This window comes from Ruegeria sp. HKCCSP351 (assembly GCF_017872535.1).
GTDB lineage: Bacteria > Pseudomonadota > Alphaproteobacteria > Rhodobacterales > Rhodobacteraceae > Ruegeria.
The window spans coordinates 440,521-457,666 of record NZ_JAEDOV010000002.1 but is presented as its reverse complement, the minus strand read 5'-3'; the positions used below and the strand labels follow the sequence as shown (position 1 = coordinate 457,666).

Sequence of the window (17,146 nt, the reverse complement as noted above, 5' to 3'; positions counted from 1 at the left end):
ACTTATGCCGCTTCGTTGCTTAGGTCTTTCAGGATGTCACCCAGAATTTCGTCTCGCGATTTCTGAGGTTGCAGGCCCGCCATCGCTGCCGAGGCCTGCCCGATATTTTTGTCCGCTGATGATGAGATACTCAGCAACGTCTCCTTCTGCTCCCGCATGAAGTCCGCCAGAATTGCGCGGACGTTTTCCAACACTGCCGCAATCTGGTTTTCCTCGATATCCTTGGTGATCGAATTCGCTTCGGACGCGATCAGGCGAGTGTAATCGGCAGCGTATGCTTCAAAGCCTTTGCGCTTTTGCCACCAGCGTCGCCACCAAGTACTTTGCAAGTCCAGAGCAATCGTCCGGCCAATCCCCAATGGTGGTGGAACGCGCGGCACGATCGGTGCTTCGATGTTGAATTCGCCCAGATGGTTGCCAAGTATCTTGTGATACAGCGCTTCGACATCCGCGGCCGCAGTTGAATAGAGCGCTCCAGCATCTTTACGCATTGCGCGGGCAAAGCTGAAATAGGCGGCTTTTTGCAGCGTCCTCAAGCCAGCAGGGTCGTATTGCCAAGTGCCTTGCTCACCATTTTTCTCAAGATGCGCGATCAGAGAGTCTGTCGCACGCTTCACGAAATTTGTCTCGGCCGAGTTTAGACGCTCCAATACTTTGTCGCGCAAAGCGTTGGTCAGTTCGGCTGCTTTCTTTTCATACTCCGCCGAGACTGTTGCAATCGCATCTTCCGGAGATACACCGTCAAGATCACGCGCGACGCCTTCACCCTCTGACAGAGTCTTTGCTACAGCGGTGGCACGAATTTGGCTGGCAATGTTGCGGGCGCGATGGCGAACCCGGTCCATCAGCCGCGCTCCCGCACCTTCTGCAATACGCTCGTTTATCGCCAACAGCAGATCAGGCAAACCGGACAATGCCCAGATTTTATCCAGCGAAGGGGCTTGATCACCGAACCCGGCGGCGAGGTAAAAAGTATTGAGTGCTTCGCGGGATTCTTCGTTCAGAATCTCGGGATTCCCGGTCAGCGCCGCCTCAGCCCATAAGGCACTGCCGAACACGACACTTGTCTTTTCGTCGATGTTGTTCTGTTTCAAAGTGTCCTGAATCCGGTCGCGGATTTCGGGGACTTGATTGACCGGGTCTGACAACTCGTCAATCCGGTTCACAAACAGGACAATCTGGCGATTCTCAAATTGAGCGATGATCCGCATCAAAGCCATGTCCATGGTGGTCAGGGCTTGGCTTGCGGCAAGCACTACAACACAGACCTCGGACCCGCGCAGGCTGCGCAGGGTAATCTGTTCACGCACCATGAACGTATCGTTAACACCCGGCGTATCACAGAGTTTCAGCGCAATCGGGTACTGAGGGATATCCATGTACAACTCGGCTGACTTGGTCACATCTGCAAACCGGCCTGTTTTTGGATTGATATCCGGGTCGTCCTCGTCACCGAGGCAGACATATCTTTGGATCAGTTCTTCATCGAAGTGGTCGTATTGGTGGCTTTGGCCAAGAATCAGGTCAAAGTGCTTTCCAAGACGCTCTTCGGATTTTGCTTTCATCTCGCCGATCTGACGGCGAATGTCCTCCATCTCGTCATCTGCACCGGCACGGTTGGCCAACTCGCCCAACCGGCCACCCCCGACCATCAGGTTGTCCCATTCTTCCTGCTCAAAGAAGGTGAACTTGGCCTTGGTGTCGCCCGGCGGGCGCGTGTTGATGTTCAGGGTTGTGACGACCGACGTCCACGGGTTCACATCTGATGGAAGTAGGGAAGGGCGCCCTGCGAGAATGTTTACAATCGATGATTTTCCCGCTTTCACCTGACCGACCAAGGTGATGCTGGCGGTAAAGTTTTCCATCCGGGTCTTGAGTGTTGCCAGACGTGCTGAAGAGCGCGCATCAGCCACCTCAGTCAATTGATCAATCTGGGCCGTCAGTGATGACATTGCAGAGGTCATCGGCGCCAGAGCTTCGTTGCCGACAGACAACAAGTGATCATTGCGCGCCATGCTTAACCTCCGGTTCCCGTAGCTGCGATGCGGGGTTCATGAGAAGAACGTCCTGTTGGAATTCCTGTCAGCGTGTCGATACGTGCGATCAGGTCCAAAGCGTTGCCCAGAATGTCAGCCTCGGCGCGCGGGCTGATGGTTTCGTAAGCCTTGGCGTCAGCCAGCACTTCGATCGAGCTGAAGCGATCACCGTTTTCAAGGCACGCAACGCGGCGTCCGGTCGGGAACCCCTCGGATTTGACCGCGGGCAATGGCATACGCGCGTTGGCCAGCAGGTAGTGGTCTCCGGAGTGGGTTCGGAGCGAAATCCCAAAGCCCGTGTTCGGATGGTCCCGGTTCAGGATCTTGAGTTCGCCAAGAAAGCTTTCACGAGCAAAGAAGACAGCCTCTTGCTCGGCAGTAGCGGAGGGATTCAGATCGGTCACAGCAGTAAACCTTGTACTGGAGTTGAGCAGGAAACTCGTACCGGCGCCAAAGTGGCAAAAAAGACTCATTAACTCCTGCTAAACAACAAGACCCTTCAAGGCGGTCTTATTTTGACGTGAATAAGAATTTTTGGCGTTTGAAATGTGGCAGCTTTGTGGTGGAGTGCTCTTGAGAATGCCTCAACCTGCGCGGGAATGCCTATGAGGCAAGTGCCAATCCGCACTTCCTGTTTGAAACCGAACGGGGACTGGCGAAACACAATAGCTTGTACCTGACGGTACAGGTCATTCAGTAAACTGTATGGTTCTGTAGGACATTGTAGCCGGGTAAGCCATTCTTGTTTTTTCAGAACCCTGAAGTCTCTCTCTGAGTTGGCAAGGGTCGCAGATGCGTTTCCTGGGGCGCCGTGGCGGGTAATCCCGCGCCTCTTTCCAAGGGTTAAATTACGAGCGTGCAACGGCAGCGAAGGATGACCTCCATATTCGCTCTTGGTGATCATGCAACAGTCTGTCAGCTTGTCTTTTTGGCCTTTGGTCAACGTAAGCGTGATATTTCGCAGGCTAGATGGGTAAAGTTTTAACTACGGCACGAGTAAAGAGCTCTTCTAAAATAACGTGGGCATAGTCTTGCAGGATACCGGATTTCACGGCCACGGATGTTCCCATCAGCTTTCCACTGACGAGTGTCTTGGGACCATTCATTTTCATAAGGTACAGTGGTTGACCCATATCCGATCAGAGGATCTACAAACTTGGCGATACGTGTATTTTACCTCTCGCGCTCGGAAGCAAGCTTTGTTATTGACCGCTTCATTCCAGCGCCGTGGCGCTGAGTTGCGGGTGTGGCGAAATTGGTAGACGCACCAGATTTAGGTTCTGGCGCCGCAAGGCGTGGGGGTTCAAGTCCCTCCACCCGCACCACTTTGATCAACTAAAGTTTTGAAGATATTAGCATCTATTGTTCAGTTAGGTTTTGCCCGCAATTGGTCCCCAAGTTCAATCGCTGCTGGTTTTCCTGTCTTCGATCCAATCGCGCATCTCTAGCGCAATCAACGGTGCTTATCTTTTCCACTGATGAATAGGGCTTTCCTTATCGGCCCATAAGTCCAGAAGAGGTTAAGAAGGCCGCTGGGATCAATGATAGGAAGATACGAGATGTTGCTGCCGTAGATTGTGGATGAGGATTGCGATCGAAGTAAGCACATCCAGTGCCAGAAATGTTGTGGAAACTGTTTCGGCCGATCTGCAGAAACAACAAATGCGCCCTTGGGCGCCTTGATTTACTGGTCGGAGTGAGAGGATTCGAACCTCCGGCCCCTGCCTCCCGAAGACAGTGCTCTACCAGGCTGAGCTACACTCCGACCGTGGCGGGTGATCTATACGGGGCTATTCCGATGCGCAAGAGGATTTTGAGAAGCGGTCATCTGAATCTGCCGTCTTTGAACCGGTATCGGATGGGCTAGGCAGGTCACGCGACACTCATGGCAGAGGATCCGTTTTGTACAGGCGAATCTTGGTGCCTCCGTGGTCTACCACCGGACCGGGTGCCAGCAAAGGCAGGCGGGTCGCCCGAGCCAGGGCCGGGGCGCTGGTGACCACCCCGACACGCCATCCGCGAAAACGGGTCATCAAGGACTTTCCTAAGGCTCCATAGACAGAGCGCAGACGCTTTTCATCTCCAATCCGCGCCCCGTAGGGAGGGTTCACAATGATCAGCCCGGTTGGTCCCGCAGGGGGTTTGATGTCACTGACGGAAAGCTGTTGAAATTGCGTATTGGCGCTTACCTGCGCTCTCTCGGCATTGGCTGTCGCGGCTTCGATTGCCCCGGCGTTGCGGTCTGAGCCGCAGAAGGTGAGAGTACATTCCACGACCTCAGCCTCGCTGCGCATGTCTTGCCAACGGTCAGGGTCGAAGCCAGCCAGGTTTTCGAACGCAAAGCTGCGGGTCCGACCGGGGTGCAGCCCCAGGGCAATCTCGGCGGCTTCGATCACGAAAGTACCCGAGCCGCACATTGGGTCCAACACCGGTTCATTGCCGCTAAACCCGCAGTCTCGAAGAAACATCGCTGCCATCGTTTCGCGCATTGGCGCTTTGGCAATTGCTTCTTTATGACCCCGCTTGTGCAAAAGTTCTCCCGAGCTGTCGACCGATATCGTACAGATGTCCTTCTCGATTCTCAGCAAGATCCTGACTTCGGCGTCGGAAGATTTCGGAGCGCCCAGAGTTTCGGATATCGCTTCCTCAACTCTCTGCCGTGCGGCACCGGCATGATATATTCTGGATTTGCGGCTGGCGGCCTCGACTTTGACCGGAACATCGGAACGCAGGAACTCACCCCACGGAAATTTGCGCGCGCGTTTGTCCAATTGGGCCAAATGCACCGCAGGAAAACTGCCCAGACGGACCAGAACCTTGTTAGCACCGCGTAACGTCAGGTTGGCGCGCCAGACCTCGGACCACGAACCACGGCAGATGACACCCCCTGGAATCGTCTTGACCTGAGAGAACCCGTTGAACTGCGCCTCGGCAGCGAGGGGAGCTTCAAGCCCCGGGGTGGCAATCAGAAAAATTTCGAAGTCTGTGTCTTTTTCCATTCCGGTTGCTTACACTGGAAGTTCAGCGGGCGCGACACGCAATTTTGACCCGTATCTTTGGCCATATTGAGGGAAAACTCCAAGATTTTGCAGTTTGATCTTAACTTTTGGCGGTAACAGGTTTGCGTTTGCGGGCATCCGCGCGTAAAGGGTCCGTGATCAGAATTACGCCTGCGGATTTTGGACCCATTTCGACGCTTTTGCGAGGGGTGCCTGAAAAAAACCGCGTTATTGCATGACCCCATAAGGGTGTCGGCAGGGCTGGCGCAGGAAAGAGGCTTGGAAGAACGTAGCGGCATGCAAACTTTCAAACTTAAAAAAGGGTTGGACCTGCCGGTTGAAGGCGCTCCTGACCAAACCATTCATCCGGGTCCGGAATACTCGACCGTTGGCGTTCTGGGTGGGGATTACATTGGCCTGAAACCTAAGATGCTGGTGCAGGAAGGTGATAGTGTCGAGCGGGGTACGCCGCTCTTTTGTCACAAAGATGCGCCTGACGCGATGATGGTCGCACCGGTGAGTGGCAAGGTTGTTGCCATCAACCGGGGTGCCCGCAGGGTGTTGCAAAGCGTCGTCATCGAAGCGTCCGACACCAATGACACGGGGTTGGATTTTTCGAACGTAGGCGACGCGGACAGCACCGAAGGCGTGACTGCCAAACTGTGCGCCGCTGGTCTGTGGACCTCATTTCGCACTCGACCTTATGCGAAAATGCCGGAACCCGGTGCCAAACCGAACGCGATCTTCGTGACAGCCATGGACAGTGACCCATTGGCGGCTGATGCCGCCACGATCATTGCCGAAGCGCCCGAAGCCTTTGCCGCTGGCTTGGCAGCAATCAGCAAGCTGACCGCGGGCAAGACCTATCTTTGCCAGAAACAAGGTGACACGATCCCCGGCGCGGATGTGGCCGGTGTAGAGGCGGTGGCATTTTCCGGTCCACATCCGTCGGGTTTGGCGGGAACGCATATTCACTTCCTCGAACCGATTGCGGGCGAAAAGCAGGTCTGGACCATCGGTTATCAGGACACCATCGCGATCGGCCGTTTAATACAGACCGGGCATCTTGACCCGAACGTTGTGATTGCCTTGACAGGGCCCGGCGCGCGTCAGCCGCGTTTGATCCGCACCGTGATGGGCGCGTCCACGGGCGACTTGACACGGGATGAGGTAAGTGTGGACGGAACGCCCCGCATCATCTCGGGTTCGATCCTGTCGGGTCAACATGCCGACGGGCCGACCGCATATCTGGGGCGGTTTGCTCGTCAAATCTGTATCATCCGAGAGGATCACGATCAGATTCCGATGGGCTGGATCCGACCAATGCCTTCCAAGTATTCCGTCCAGCCTGTATTGGGCTCGGCCTTTTCCAGAAAACTCTATGCTTTCACGTCCAACTTGAACGGTGGCCGCCGCGCGATGGTGCCGACAGGTGTGTTCGAAGAGCTGATGCCGCAGGATTACCTGCCCACACAATTGCTTCGGGCCTTGCTGGTGATGGATACGGATACAGCTCAGGCACTGGGTGCGCTTGAACTGGACGAAGAGGATCTGGGCCTTGTGGGCTTTGCCTGTCCGGCGAAATACGAATACGGGCTGGCGCTGCGCGACTGCCTGAACAAGATTGAAAAGGAGGGCTGATCCGAATGGGATTGCGTAACTTCTTTGACCGGATCGAGCCAAACTTTACCAAGGGCGGCAAGTACGAGAAGCTTTTTCCGATCTACGAGATGGTGGAAAGCTTCATCTACACTCCGAAAACCGTAACCACTGTTGCTCCTCATGCGCGGTCTTACGTGGATATGAAGCGGATCATGACATATGTCGTGATTGCCACAATTCCCTGCATCCTATGGGGAATGTGGAACACCGGTTATCAGGCAAATTCGGCCATTGCCGCGCTTGGCCCAGAGTCTGCGACCGGCTGGCGGATTGCAATTCTTCAGGTTTTTGGCATTTCGCTGAATCCGGACAGCATCTTTGCCAATGTCATGCACGGGCTCATGTACTTCCTGCCGATCTATTTCGTCACGTTGGTGGCAGGCGGTATTTTCGAGGTCATTTTCGCAACGGTCCGCGGCCACGAGGTGAATGAAGGCTTTCTTGTCACTTCGATGCTTTACGCCCTGATCATGCCTGCAACCACACCCCTGTGGCAGGTTGCCCTGGGGATTATCTTTGGTGTCGTGATCGGCAAAGAGGTATTCGGCGGCACTGGTAAGAATTTCCTCAACCCCGCCTTGGTGGGGCGGGCGTTTTTGTATTTTGCCTATCCCGCGCAGATGTCGGGCGATGCTGTCTGGACCCCGGTCGACGGGTTTTCCGGAGCGACGGCTCTGGCTGTGTCGGCTGCCGAAGGCTATCAGGCGCTGGCCGCTGACGGTATTACCTGGTGGAGCGCGTTTTATGGCACCATCCAAGGCAGTATTGGGGAAACCTCGACGCTGGCCTGCATCATCGGTCTAGCCTTCCTGCTGATCACCAAGATTGCCAACTATCGGCTGATTGTGGGATGTCTGGCAGGCACAATTGCGTTCACCTGGCTGCTGAACTTGATCGGGTCCGAGACGAACCCGATGTTCGCAATGCCATGGTACTGGCATGTTGTGTTGGGCGGTTATGCCTTTGGTCTGGCTTTCATGGTGACCGAGCCGGTCTCGGCAAGCCACACCAATGTCGGTCGCTATGTCTATGGGGCCCTGATTGGTGTCATGGTTGTGTTGATACGTGTGATCAACCCAGCCTTCCCCGAAGGTATGATGCTGGCCATACTGTTCGGCAACGTCTTTGCACCGCTGATCGATTATTTTGTCGTTCAGGCCAACATCAAACGGAGGGCGCGTCGCCATGTCTGATACGCAATCCCCTGAACGCAAGGGCGCGATTGCCCGTTTTCTGGCGGCCTCGCCAGATTCAGTTGGCAAAACAATCTTTATTGCTGTTGCGGTCTGTCTCGTTGCCTCGATGATCGTGTCGGCCGCCGCAGTCAGCTTGCGCCCGGTGCAAGAGGCCAACAAGCTGAAGGACAAACAGGTCAACATCCTGCAAGTGGCCGGGGTGTATGAACCCGGCGTCAATGTCACCGAAGCATTTGCCGCATTCGAACCGCATGTGCTGGATCTGGCCACGGGCGATTTTGTGGACGATCAGTTCGACCCGGCCACCTTTGACGATCTGGCCGCTGCCGGTGATCCGAACCTGAGCGTCGCGCTTGACGACGATCCCGCAGGCATTGGCCGCAAGGCAAAGTACCGTGTGATCTATTTGCTGCGCGACGACGCGGGGGCCTTGGACAAGGTAATTCTGCCACTGCATGGCTATGGGCTGTGGTCCACTCTGTACGGTTTCATCGCGCTGGAGAAGAACGGCAACGATATCTACGGCTTGCAATTCTATCAGCATGGCGAGACGCCGGGTCTGGGTGCTGAGGTGGACAACCCGCGCTGGAAGACGTTGTGGAACGGTAAGAAGCTGCGCGACGACGCGGGAGTGTTGCAGATCACCGTCGCCAAGTCGCAGCCTGCGGCCGGGCCCGACTATTACATCGACGCCCTGGCAGGTGCGACCCTGACCACTGTCGGTGTCGACAACCTGGTGAGATTCTGGATGGGTGACGCGGGTTACGCGCCGTTCCTGGCCAAGCTGCAAGCAGGAGAGATTTGATGTCTCAGACCAAGAAAGAGCTGTTGGTCGACCCCCTTGTCGACAACAACCCAATCACCCTGCAGGTGCTGGGCATCTGTTCGGCTCTGGCGGTGACTTCGTCGTTGCAGGTGGCCTTTGTGATGGCGCTGGCGGTGACCTTTGTGACCGCGTTTTCGTCGATGTTCATTTCGATTTTGCGCAACCAGATTCCCGGTTCGATCCGAATCATCGTGCAGATGGTGATCATCGCCTCGCTTGTGATTTTGGTGGATCAGATCCTCAAGGCTTATGCCTTTCAGATTTCCAAGACTTTGTCTGTGTTCGTCGGTCTGATCATCACCAACTGTATCGTTATGGGCCGCGCCGAGGCATTCGCCATGAAAAACCCGCCGGTAGCATCGTTCATTGACGGTCTGGGCAACGGCATGGGCTATGGCCTGATCCTGATGCTGGTGGGCATCATCCGCGAACTGTTCGGTTCGGGCAGCCTGTTCGGGGTGACAATCCTGCAAACGGTCAACAATGGCGGGTGGTACGTGCCCAACGGCCTGTTGCTGCTGCCGCCGTCGGCGTTCTTTGTGATCGGCCTGCTAATCTGGGCTTTCCGCACGTGGAAGCCGAACCAGGTCGAAGAACGTGAATACAAAATCCAGCAGGTAGAGGCGCACTGATGGAAGGGCTTATCTCTCTGGCCGTGAAGGCCGTCTTTATCGAAAACCTTGCGCTCAGCTTTTTCCTTGGCATGTGTACCTTCATCGCCGTGTCGAAGAAGATTTCGACTGCCATCGGGCTGGGAATATCAGTCATGGTGGTGCAGGCCATCACCGTGCCCGCCAACAACCTGTTGCTGTCCTTCCTGCTGAAACCGGGTGCATTGGCATGGGCCGGGTTCCCGGATGTGGATCTGACCTTTCTCGGGCTGATTTCCTATATCGGCGTTATCGCAGCGATGGTTCAGATCCTCGAGATGATCCTCGATAAATATTTCCCGCCGCTCTACAACGCGCTGGGGATCTTCCTGCCTTTGATCACTGTGAACTGTGCCATTCTAGGTGGTTCGCTGTTCATGGTCGAACGCGACTATAATTTTGCCGAGGCGACCACCTATGGCATCTCATCCGGTTTCGGCTGGGCGCTGGCAATCACCGCGATGGCAGGCGTGCGCGAAAAGCTGAAATACTCGGATGTGCCGGACGGGCTTCAGGGGCTGGGCATCACCTTTATCACCGCCGGACTGATGGCGATGGCCTTTATGTCCTTCTCGGGCGTGAAACTGTAAGGGGGGCGTGAGAATGGAAACCTTTTCGCTCGGCGTTGTCCTATTCACCCTGATCGTTCTGGCGCTGGTGGCAATCATTATGGCTGCGCGTTCCAAGCTGGTGTCGACCGGCAACGTCAACATCACCATCAACGGTGAAAAGACTATTTCGGTTCCGGCGGGTGGCAAACTGCTGCAAACATTGGCGGCCGAAAAACTGTTTGTTCCATCAGCTTGCGGTGGTGGTGGTACCTGTGCCCAGTGCCGCGTGAAAGTGCATTCTGGTGGCGGTTCGATCCTGCCGACCGAAGAAAGTCACATCACAAAGCGCGAAGCATCCTGTGGCGACCGTCTATCCTGTCAGGTAGCGGTGAAACAGGACATGGAAATCGAGGTTCCAGAAGAGGTCTTTGGCGTCAAGAAATGGGAATGCACAGTTCGCTCGAACGACAACGTTGCGACCTTTATCAAGGCCCTTACTCTGGACCTGCCCGAAGGCGAGGATGTGAACTTCCGTGCCGGGGGCTACATCCAGATCGAAGCGCCTGCTCATCAGTTGAAATACACCGATTTCGACGTGCAGGAAGAATATCGCGAGGATTGGGATCGCTTCAATCTGTGGCAATACGAGTCGGTTGTGAACGAACCTATCGAGCGCGCCTATTCGATGGCCAACTATCCGGATGAAAAGGGCATGATCATGCTTAATGTTCGGGTTGCTTCACCGCCTCCGGGCTCAGAAGGAATTCCTCCGGGTCAGATGTCATCCTACATCTTTAACCTGAAGCCGGGCGACAAAGTCACAATCTCGGGTCCGTTTGGTGAGTTTTTCGCACGTGAAACCAAGAAGGAAATGGTCTTCATCGGTGGTGGTGCCGGTATGGCACCGATGCGCAGCCACATCTTTGACCAGCTCAAACGCCTTGAGAACCGCGACCGCAAGATCAGCTTCTGGTACGGCGCACGGTCCAAGAAAGAGATGTTCTTTGTCGAGGATTTCGACCAACTGGCGGAAGAGTTCGACAATTTCGAATGGCATGTCGCTCTGTCGGATGCCCAGCCCGAGGATGAGTGGAAAGGCTATACCGGATTCATCCACAACGTTCTGTTCGAAGAATACCTCAAGAACCACCCGGCACCTGAAGATTGCGAATACTACATGTGTGGACCGCCAATCATGAACCAGTCGGTTATCAACATGCTGCTGGATCTGGGCGTGGATCGCGAAGACATCATGCTCGACGATTTTGGCGGGTAACTAATGAAACCGGCGCTGAGTGCGCCGGTTTTTTCATTCCGGCGCCAGGTCGACCTATTTTCCGTAATAGTCCCGGTACCAATTGACGAATTGGGCAATGCCGTCCTTCAGGTCGGTCTGCGGGCGATAATTCGTCAGTCGCTGCAGCAGCCGATTGTCAGCCCATGTGGCATGAACATCGCCCATCTGCATTGGCATAAAGTTTTTGACCGCTTTCTGGCCAACAGCCTCTTCGATGGCTTCTATGAAATCCATCAGACGCACCTTGTCTCCGTTGCCAATGTTGACGACGCGGTACGGTGCAACGGGCGACAAGCTATCACCATCTTCGATATCCGCGCGGCTGGTCGGGCGAACCGGCGGAACATCGATCAGCAACCTGATCCCACGCACAAGGTCTTCTACATGCGTGAAGTCGCGATACATGTCGCCATGATTGTAGATATCAATTGGCCTTCCATCCAGTATAGCGGCAACGAACTTGAAATAGGCCAGATCGGGGCGCCCCCAGGTACCGTAAACGGTAAAAAACCGAAACATGGTGGTCGGCAAATCCCACAGATGGGCATAGGAATGCCCCATCGCTTCATTCGCCTTCTTAGTGGCGGAGTAGATCGTCAGTTGGGTGTCGGCTTTTTCTGTTTCGATGAACGGCATGTCCTCGTTTGCACCATAGATTGATGAGGTCGACGCCATCAAAAGATGTTCCACTTTGTGCTGACGCGCGATTTCCATCACATTGAACGTACCCACGACGTTCGACTCGATATAGCTGCGGGGAAATTTAAGGCTGTGCCGCACGCCTGCCTGCGCGGCCAGATGTACGATGACATCGGGCTGAAAGTTCTCTGCGACCTGCACAAGCCGGTCAAAGTTCTCCAAACGGTCTTCAGTTGACGTAAATCCCGGGGTTTGAAGCAGTATCTGATGTCGGCGTTGTTTCAGGGTTACATCATAGTAGTCGGTCATCCCGTCGTAGCCGTGTACTTGAAATCCTTCTGCCAAAAGCAATTTGGCCAGATGGAATCCGATGAACCCGGCAGAACCTGTAATCAAAACTCGTTTCATAAAACCCTCAGAACTCGCTGCAAATTCATCGCTGGCTGGAAGGCTGATCCTATCTTCAGATCAACGGCTTGCAAACATCCTGCGGGCCATATCGGACAATCTAAGGCTTGTGGTCAACACTTTGCCTATTCAAACAGTTGCTGATTGCGACCACTACGCAGGGCGGGTAGGGATCAAATGCCATGATGAAAGACTGGATCAGACGGCGGTTCCAATCCGCGGCTCAGGAAAGCACCAATGCGATGCCATGCGACGTGGCACCCGCGGAAAAGGTGACAGCTGTCGGTGATATTCACGGCCGTCTTGATTTGCTTCAGGCGGTTTTGCCACGACTCGACGATCAAAGCCCACTGGTCTTTCTGGGCGATTACATCGACCGGGGGGCATACAGCGCGCAGGTACTGCGGCATTTGCATCACCTGAGTGAAGCGTCAGACGGGCGGGTGCAATGCTTGCTTGGCAATCACGAAGAGATGCTGCTGCAATTTGTAAACGACCCGGAACGTTACGCCAGGCTTTGGTTTCATAACGGCGGAGCGGAAACTCTGGTATCTTTCGGCCTCGTATGTCCCGACGAGTTGGATAGTGGAAAGCATCTGCCTGAACTGGCAGAGCGTCTGCGGCACAAGATGGGCGACAGCTTGCTGGACTGGCTTGCAAATCTGCCGCTGACCTGGACCAGCGGCAACGTCACCTTTGTCCACGCGGCACTTGATCCGCGGCTATCCATTCAATCCCAGGATCGCCAAATCTGTCTATGGGGGCATCCGATGTTTCCACGGCTTGCCCGCAGTGACGCGCAATGGGTTGTGCACGGTCATACAATTGTAAGCCAACCCCGGGTTAGAAACCGGGTTGTGTCGATTGATACCGGTGCCTTTGCCTCGGGCAGATTGACCGCCGCTGAAATAGACGGCGGCAGTGTTAGGTTTTTTTCAATCGGTTGAACCTAGCCAACGATCATCTGCTTCATACGAAGCGCTTCATACTCCAATTCCCTCAGGCGGAAATGCACAACATCTCCGATAGTGATGACACCGCACAAATTGCCATCCCGCAGGACCGGCATATGGCGGAATCGTCCTTCGGTCATGGTTTTCAGCACGTCATTCAGCGTATCCTCGGGCGTGCAGGCCTTTACTTCCCTTGTCATCAGGTCTTCGACCGACTGCGGCAGGGTCTGTCCGGGCGTATCGGCCATGCGACGCACGATGTCGCGTTCCGACAAAATCCCTTGCAATGACCCGTTCTGATCTGTCACCAGAACTGCGCCAATCCGCTTTTCCTTGAGCGTGTTCACCACCGAATGGATGGTATCATTAGGCCGCACCGAAAACACCGCATCCCCTTTACCATCAAGCAGCTTGGCCACGGTCGTCTGCGAATGCGACAGGTTCGAATCCGCTGATTGGCTGTAGGTCGTCTTGTCGGCTTTGTCACCGCGCGACGGCGACTGGTAAGAGGTTGGAGCCATGGGCAATCTCCTTTTTGGTTCTTGCAAAGTCTTTCCCTTTCACCTTAGCGCAGCTAAACGACCTGTATAGGGTCCAATTGCAAGAGTTGATAAACCGTGGGTCGGGAAAGGGAGCCTAGTCTTTTGAATGAATTCTATCTTACGCCCCCGGTCGCCGCGCTGATCTTCTTTGCGGCTGTTGTGTGCGGTCACAACTTTCGCATGGCGTGGAAGCAACAACAGCCCGGGTGGCAGAAACGCGCGTGGCTGTTCGGTATTCCGGCCGGAACTGGTCTTTTGCTGTTGGGTTTCCTTCCGCTGAAACTGTAATGCCAAATTGACTCTGGCTGGGACCGCTGGCATATGCCGGGCACAGAATGTCCCGGAGATAGCCCAATGCGTCTTTTGCCCGTACTGGCCTTTTTCACCCTTCTTTCAGGCTGTCTTTTTGACAAGGAACCCGAAGTGGTCCGTCTGTCTGGTGAGACAATGGGCACGACCTACAATATCACCGCAATTGGCGAAGACCTTGACGAAGACGCACTGGCTTCTGCCGTCAGTGAAAAGCTGGCAGCTGTGAATGCCAAGATGTCCAACTGGGATCCGAACTCCGAGGTTTCCGTTTTTTCCGCGTCGTCCAGCACAGATCCAATGCCTGTTTCCGACGAATTTGCGCTGGTTCTTTCGGCGGCGAACGAAGTGCATGCGAAATCCGGTGGAATTTTCGACGTAACCCTCGGCCCTTTGATCGAACTTTGGGGTTTTGGCCCACGCAAGCCCGAGGACCCGGTGCCATCGGATGCCGATATCAACACCGCGCTGAGCGGCGTAGGTCAAGAACGCCTGCTAGCGCTCGATACCGATGCTGGTACACTTGCCAAGTCAAACGCCAGTGTGGGCATTAACCTTTCGGCGATTGCAAAAGGCTATGGAATTGACGCTGTTGCGGAAACCTTGCAGGCCGCTGGCATCGAAAACTATCTGGTTGAAATCGGCGGCGATCTTGTGACCAAGGGTAAGAATGACAAGGGCGAAGCGTGGCTCATTGGCATCGAAAAACCTGAAACGGGTTCGCAAACTATCCAGTTGATCGTTTCTCTGGATGACAGGGGTATGGCCAGCTCGGGCGATTACAGGAATTTCTTTGAAAAAGATGGTGTGCGTTATTCGCATATCATCAATCCGACAACAGGCCGTCCGATCACGCACCGCACCACTTCGGTCACCGTGCTGGCCGAAAACGCGATGATGGCCGATGCCTGGGCAACAGCCATGCTGGCCTTGGGGCAGGAAAAAGGGCTGGCTCTGGCAGAGGAGCATAAACTTGCCGTGTATTTCATCTCGCGGGATGTGACAGGCGGCGAAGATGCCTATATCACTGCCCATAGCACGGCGTTCAAAGACGCGCTGGGATCGAACTGACTGTTGGAGCTGAGATGAGTACCTTTATTCTGGCCTTCATTCTTCTCGCTCTCGTCATGGTGGGCATGTCATTGGGTGTCATGCTGATGGGCAAGACCATCAAAGGCAGTTGCGGTGGCCTAAACGCGATCTCGGGCGCGGATAAATGCGTTGTCTGCCAAAAAGATGTCGACCCCGACAGCCCACTGCGCGACAAGCTGCAATGCAAACGCGCCCAAAAAATGCTGGAGCAAATGGACCGTCAGGCCTGACACAGGTTTTGCTTCGTTCTGCGGATAGAATTGGCTAACTAAGTCCTCGAGACTTTTGGGGGAGGGTGTCAACTTGGCTAAGGCAAAAAACATCCTGTTCATCATGTTCGACCAGCTGCGCTGGGATTACCTGAGCTGTTACGGTCATCCTCATCTGCATACGCCAAATATCGATCGTCTGGCTGCCAAAGGCGTGCGCTTCAACCGCGCCTATATCCAATCGCCGATCTGCGGCAGCTCCCGCATGTCCACCTACACAGGGCGCTATGTGCATTCTCACGGCGCGTCGTGGAACGGAATTCCCTTGAAAGTCGGCGAGATTACGATGGGCGATCACCTGCGTAAGGCGGGGATGGATTGCTGGCTGGTCGGCAAAACCCATATGCGTGCAGACGCCGAAGGGATGGCGAGGTTGGGTTTGGAGCCCGACAGCCTAATCGGGGCCCGCGTCGCCGAATGCGGATTTGACGTGTACGAACGGGACGACGGTATGCTGCCCGAAGGTCCGGATGGGTTTTACGACCCCGACGGGGCAAAGGAATACAACAAGTTCCTGAAAGCCAAGGGGTATGAGAGTGACAACCCCTGGCATGACTTTGCCAATTCCGGGTTGGATGCGGATGGCAACGTTTTGTCTGGCTGGTTTCTGAAGAATTCACCCGAAGCCGCGAATATTGCCGAGGAAGACAGTGAAACACCCTATCTGACCGGTCGCGGGATCGAGTTCATGGAAACGCATGATGGCCCGTGGTGCTGTCATCTGAGTTTTATCAAGCCGCATTGGCCGTACATTGTACCAGAACCATACGCCTCGATGTATGGGCCGGAACATGTGCTGCCTGTGGTGCGATCCGACGCGGAACGTCAGAATGCGCATCCCGTGCTGAAAGCCTTCATGGACACAAAGATCGGCCAGACCTTTTCGCGGCAGGACGTGCGTGAGGCGGTTATCCCGGCCTATATGGGGCTGATCAAGCAAGCCGACGATCAGATGGGCCGCCTGTTGGATTGGTTGGAGAGAACCGGGCGGATGGAAAACACGACGATCGTGGTGACATCAGACCACGGTGATTTTCTGGGCGATCACTGGATGGGAGAAAAGACCTTTTTTCACGATGCCTCGACCAGAGTGCCGTTGATCATCTATGACCCGTCGCCCGAGGCCGATGCAACACGCGGTACCGTCAGCGATGCGCTTGTGGAATCCATCGACCTTGCGCCGACCTTTGTCGATGCGGCTGGTGGAGAAGTGGCGACGCATATTCTGGAAGGTCATTCACTGCTGCCCATCCTTTATGGAGAGGTGGACGCGTTGCAACGCGATGTGGTGATCTGCGAATATGACTACTCGGCATCGCCAATCGCAAATGTTTTGGACGTGTCTGTCCGCGATGCGGTGATGTTCATGGCCGCAAGCAAGAAATGGAAACTGATCCATTGTGAAGGTGGGTACCGGCCAATCCTGTTCGACCTGGAGAACGACCCTGATGAGTTGAACGATCTGGGTGACAGCGCGGAACATGCCGGTGTGATTGCCGAGATGTACGAGTATCTGTTCGCCTGGACGCGGCGGGCGTCCCAGCGCACGACCCGGTCCGAGCAGCAATTGATCGACATGCGCACCAAAAGCCGGGGCAGGGGTGTTGTTCTGGGCGTCTATGATGAAAACGATGCGCCGCTGGACCTGACGGTCAGATACCGCAATCGCAAGGCGCGCCCGTTCCAAAGCTACTTAAAAGACTAACCCTGCTGCGTC

Annotated in this window: 16 protein-coding genes and 2 tRNA genes; 12 read left to right on the top strand and 6 right to left on the bottom strand. The window is 55.0% G+C overall.

Going from position 1 to position 17,146, the window contains the following annotated elements:
• Window positions 1-2 precede the first annotated feature (2 nt).
• Both I9182_RS06255 and I9182_RS06250 read right to left on the bottom strand, forming a co-directional pair.
• Complete coding sequence (locus I9182_RS06255; RefSeq protein WP_209507586.1) at window positions 3-2,015, bottom strand: dynamin family protein; 2,013 nt, start codon at window positions 2,013-2,015, stop codon at window positions 3-5.
• A gap of 2 nt (window positions 2,016-2,017) precedes the next feature.
• Window positions 2,018-2,440: a hypothetical protein gene (locus tag I9182_RS06250; protein WP_209597285.1), complete on the bottom strand. Its 423-nt coding sequence runs from the start codon at window positions 2,438-2,440 to the stop codon at window positions 2,018-2,020.
• Between the two features lie 836 nt (window positions 2,441-3,276).
• Here I9182_RS06250 and I9182_RS06245 point away from each other — a divergent pair.
• Window positions 3,277-3,361, top strand: a tRNA-Leu gene (locus tag I9182_RS06245).
• 363 nt (window positions 3,362-3,724) lie between these two features.
• On the opposite strand, the gene I9182_RS06240 is transcribed toward I9182_RS06245, so the two are convergent.
• Together I9182_RS06240 and I9182_RS06235 are read right to left on the bottom strand one after the other, a co-directional pair.
• Window positions 3,725-3,801, bottom strand: a tRNA-Pro gene (locus I9182_RS06240).
• Window positions 3,802-3,919: 118 nt separating this feature from the next.
• Window positions 3,920-5,035: a class I SAM-dependent RNA methyltransferase gene (locus tag I9182_RS06235; protein ID WP_209597283.1), complete on the bottom strand. Its 1,116-nt coding sequence runs from the start codon at window positions 5,033-5,035 to the stop codon at window positions 3,920-3,922.
• Window positions 5,036-5,332: 297 nt separating this feature from the next.
• Between I9182_RS06235 and I9182_RS06230 the strand changes: the two genes are divergently transcribed.
• From I9182_RS06230 to nqrF, 6 genes are read left to right on the top strand one after another with little or no spacing between them, the layout of a single operon-like run.
• Window positions 5,333-6,676 carry a Na(+)-translocating NADH-quinone reductase subunit A gene (locus tag I9182_RS06230; protein ID WP_209597281.1) on the top strand — a complete coding sequence of 448 codons (1,344 nt, stop codon included), beginning with the start codon at window positions 5,333-5,335 and terminating at the stop codon, window positions 6,674-6,676.
• A 5-nt stretch (window positions 6,677-6,681) separates the two neighbouring features.
• Window positions 6,682-7,890 carry an NADH:ubiquinone reductase (Na(+)-transporting) subunit B gene (locus I9182_RS06225; protein ID WP_209597279.1) on the top strand — a complete coding sequence of 403 codons (1,209 nt, stop codon included), beginning with the start codon at window positions 6,682-6,684 and terminating at the stop codon, window positions 7,888-7,890.
• Window positions 7,883-8,698: a Na(+)-translocating NADH-quinone reductase subunit C gene (locus I9182_RS06220; protein WP_209597278.1), complete on the top strand. Its 816-nt coding sequence runs from the start codon at window positions 7,883-7,885 to the stop codon at window positions 8,696-8,698. The genes I9182_RS06225 and I9182_RS06220 overlap by 8 nt, the downstream gene beginning before the upstream one ends.
• Complete coding sequence (locus tag I9182_RS06215) at window positions 8,698-9,351, top strand: NADH:ubiquinone reductase (Na(+)-transporting) subunit D (protein WP_209507137.1); 654 nt, start codon at window positions 8,698-8,700, stop codon at window positions 9,349-9,351. The genes I9182_RS06220 and I9182_RS06215 overlap by 1 nt, the downstream gene beginning before the upstream one ends.
• Window positions 9,351-9,959, top strand: coding sequence for an NADH:ubiquinone reductase (Na(+)-transporting) subunit E (nqrE, locus tag I9182_RS06210; RefSeq protein ID WP_209507136.1), 609 nt, complete (start codon window positions 9,351-9,353; stop codon window positions 9,957-9,959). Before I9182_RS06215 ends, nqrE begins: the two co-directional genes overlap by 1 nt.
• Window positions 9,960-9,972: 13 nt before the next feature.
• A complete protein-coding gene (gene nqrF / locus I9182_RS06205; RefSeq protein ID WP_209507135.1) occupies window positions 9,973-11,196 on the top strand; it encodes an NADH:ubiquinone reductase (Na(+)-transporting) subunit F in 1,224 nt (407 codons plus the stop codon).
• A 54-nt stretch (window positions 11,197-11,250) separates the two neighbouring features.
• Here the strand turns inward: nqrF and I9182_RS06200 are convergent, their stop codons facing one another.
• Window positions 11,251-12,264, bottom strand: a complete 1,014-nt coding sequence (locus I9182_RS06200) for an NAD-dependent epimerase/dehydratase family protein (RefSeq protein WP_209597276.1) — start codon at window positions 12,262-12,264, stop codon at window positions 11,251-11,253.
• 182 nt (window positions 12,265-12,446) lie between these two features.
• On the opposite strand from I9182_RS06200, the gene I9182_RS06195 reads away from it, so the two are divergent.
• On the top strand, window positions 12,447-13,211 hold the full coding sequence (locus I9182_RS06195) for a metallophosphoesterase family protein (protein WP_209507133.1): 765 nt from the start codon (window positions 12,447-12,449) through the stop codon (window positions 13,209-13,211).
• 2 nt (window positions 13,212-13,213) lie between these two features.
• Here the strand turns inward: I9182_RS06195 and I9182_RS06190 are convergent, their stop codons facing one another.
• Window positions 13,214-13,738 carry a CBS domain-containing protein gene (locus tag I9182_RS06190; RefSeq protein ID WP_209597274.1) on the bottom strand — a complete coding sequence of 175 codons (525 nt, stop codon included), beginning with the start codon at window positions 13,736-13,738 and terminating at the stop codon, window positions 13,214-13,216.
• Window positions 13,739-13,861: 123 nt separating this feature from the next.
• Here I9182_RS06190 and I9182_RS06185 point away from each other — a divergent pair, with 123 nt between their 5' ends.
• The 4 genes from I9182_RS06185 (at window position 13,862) to I9182_RS06170 (ending at window position 17,134) form a co-directional block, all read left to right on the top strand.
• Entirely contained in the window at window positions 13,862-14,047 is a 186-nt protein-coding gene (locus I9182_RS06185; RefSeq protein ID WP_209507131.1) for a hypothetical protein, read from the top strand.
• A 66-nt stretch (window positions 14,048-14,113) separates the two neighbouring features.
• Window positions 14,114-15,139 (top strand): FAD:protein FMN transferase, encoded by a 1,026-nt coding sequence (locus I9182_RS06180; protein WP_209597273.1) that lies wholly within the window; start codon window positions 14,114-14,116, stop codon window positions 15,137-15,139.
• A gap of 14 nt (window positions 15,140-15,153) precedes the next feature.
• Complete coding sequence (gene nqrM, locus I9182_RS06175; protein ID WP_209507129.1) at window positions 15,154-15,390, top strand: (Na+)-NQR maturation NqrM; 237 nt, start codon at window positions 15,154-15,156, stop codon at window positions 15,388-15,390.
• A 73-nt stretch (window positions 15,391-15,463) separates the two neighbouring features.
• Window positions 15,464-17,134, top strand: a complete 1,671-nt coding sequence (locus tag I9182_RS06170; RefSeq protein WP_209597271.1) for a sulfatase-like hydrolase/transferase — start codon at window positions 15,464-15,466, stop codon at window positions 17,132-17,134.
• The last annotated feature ends 12 nt before the right edge of the window (window positions 17,135-17,146 follow it).